The sequence below is a fragment of the Dolomitihabitans soli genome (assembly GCF_022213955.1).
Classification (GTDB): Bacteria; Actinomycetota; Actinomycetes; order Streptosporangiales; family Streptosporangiaceae; genus Streptosporangium_A; species Streptosporangium_A soli.
The window spans coordinates 1-1887 of sequence record NZ_JAKNTW010000067.1 but is presented as its reverse complement, the minus strand read 5'-3'; the positions used below and the strand labels follow the sequence as shown (position 1 = coordinate 1887).

The window sequence follows — 1887 nt, the reverse complement described above, 5'->3', positions numbered from 1 at the left end:
CCCGAACGGATTCGCCCCGAACAACCACTCACCCGCACCGATCATCCACTTCCCCAGCGGCGGGTGGACGACGTAGGACGCGCACTTGTCCAGCTCGGTGCCCGCACACTGCTGCCAGATGTTCGGGTTGTTCTGCATGAGCAGCTTGTCGGCGTCCTTGATCGCGACCCGCTCGACGAGCCAGTTGACCAGGGACAGGGAGTCCTTCGCGTAGTACGTCTCGTCGAAGACGATCGCGTTCGGCTGCCCGAGACGGTCGAAGCGCAGGAAGGCTCCGAAGAAGGTGACCAGGAGCGGGCCCAGCCAGCCCCAGCGCAGTCCCGCGGGCATGGGCGGCACCAGCCGGTCGCGCACGGAAGTCGGCCGCACGCTGTCCCCCTGGGGTTCCGGCTGTTGGTAGTCCTTGTCAGAGAAGTCGGTCACCGCCACCCGAGACATCGTACGGTGCTCCCAACGTAGTCATCCGAAGAAACACGACCTACATCCCAATTGGGACTCTGATGCCGTTCAGGGCTTCGTGCCCGGAGGGTGCGGGAGGATGAGGGGATGAACGGTTCAGGGAGGCTGGTGCTGGCGGGCGCGCCGATCGGGCAGGCGGGCGACGTCTCGCCGCGGTTGCGCGCCGCGCTGGAGGAGGCGGACGTGGTCGCCGCAGAGGACACCCGGCGGCTGCGGCGGCTGACCGGTGACCTGGGCGCGACGATCCGCGGCAGGGTCGTGTCCTACTACGACGCCAACGAGGCCGCGCGGGCCGCCGAACTGCTGGAGTCGCTCCTCGCGGGCGACACGGTGCTGGTGATCACCGATGCCGGCATGCCGGGCGTGTCGGATCCGGGCTACCGCCTCACGCGGCTGGCCGTCGAGGCCGGCGTCACGGTCACCGTCCTGCCCGGCCCCTCGGCCGTCACCACCGCGCTCGCCGTGTCGGGGCTGCCCAGCGACCGGTTCTGCTTCGAGGGCTTCCCGCCGCGCAAGCCGGGCGAGCGGGGCCGCCGCCTGGCCGCGCTCGCCGGGGAGGAGCGCACGATGGTCTTCTTCGAGGCCCCGCACCGGCTCGCCGCCTGCCTGTCCGCGATGGCCGAGGCGTTCGGCCCCGACCGTCCCGCGGCGGTGTGCCGCGAGCTGACCAAGACCTACGAGGAGGTACGGCGGGGCGGGCTGGGCGAGCTTGCGGAGTGGGCGGCCGGCGGGGTCAAGGGCGAGATCACCGTGGTGGTGGCCGGGCACGTCCGGGTGGCCGAGGAGACCGACCTCGCCGCGCTCGCCGCCGAGGTGGCCAGGCGGGCCGACGAGGGCGTCCCGCGCAAGCAGGCGATCGTCGAGGTCGCGAAGGCCGCGGGCATCCCCAAGCGCGATCTCTACGACGCCGTCCACCGCGTTTCCTGATCGCGTGCTCGTCGGCGCGGGAGTGAATGATGATGGCGTCAAGCCCGGACGACGCCGTCCACCGCGTTTCCTGATCGCGTGCTCGGGCGATCAATAGCCACATAGGGTTCGGACGTGTCTGTTGCTGACATTTCACCGCGGCGGTTGCTGCCGAGCATGCCGGGCGACCGGCTGTGGGGCTGGCTGGGACCGCTGCTGGTGGCGGCCTTCGGGACGTTCCTCCGGTTCGCCGGGCTGGGGAGGCCGCACGCGGTCGTCTTCGACGAGACGTTCTACATCAAGGACGCCCTGGCGCTGATCACGTTCGGCGTGGAGCGGACCGCCCTCGGCAGCGTCAAGGACCCGGTGGCGGACCGGAAGCTGCTGGGCGGCGACACCGACATCTGGGTGCGATGCGCCCCGCCCGACGCGTCGCCCTGCCCCGAGTACGTCGCGCATCCGCCGCTGGGGAAGTGGATGATCGGTGCGGGTGAGTGGTTGTTCGGGGCGAATCCGTTCGGG

At 70.7% G+C, this 1887-nt stretch carries 1 protein-coding gene and 2 pseudogenes; 2 read left to right on the top strand and 1 reads right to left on the bottom strand.

Annotated elements, in window-relative coordinates; translation table 11 throughout:
• A pseudogene (locus tag MBA17_RS48970) lies at window positions 1–429 on the bottom strand (phospholipid carrier-dependent glycosyltransferase); the annotation flags it as partial.
• A 117-nt stretch (window positions 430–546) separates the two neighbouring features.
• Here MBA17_RS48970 and rsmI point away from each other — a divergent pair.
• Together rsmI and MBA17_RS48960 are read left to right on the top strand one after the other, a co-directional pair.
• Window positions 547–1386 carry a 16S rRNA (cytidine(1402)-2'-O)-methyltransferase gene (gene rsmI, locus MBA17_RS48965; RefSeq protein WP_238505823.1) on the top strand — a complete coding sequence of 280 codons (840 nt, stop codon included), beginning with the start codon at window positions 547–549 and terminating at the stop codon, window positions 1384–1386.
• 114 nt (window positions 1387–1500) lie between these two features.
• Window positions 1501–1887, top strand: a pseudogene (locus tag MBA17_RS48960) (phospholipid carrier-dependent glycosyltransferase); the annotation flags it as partial.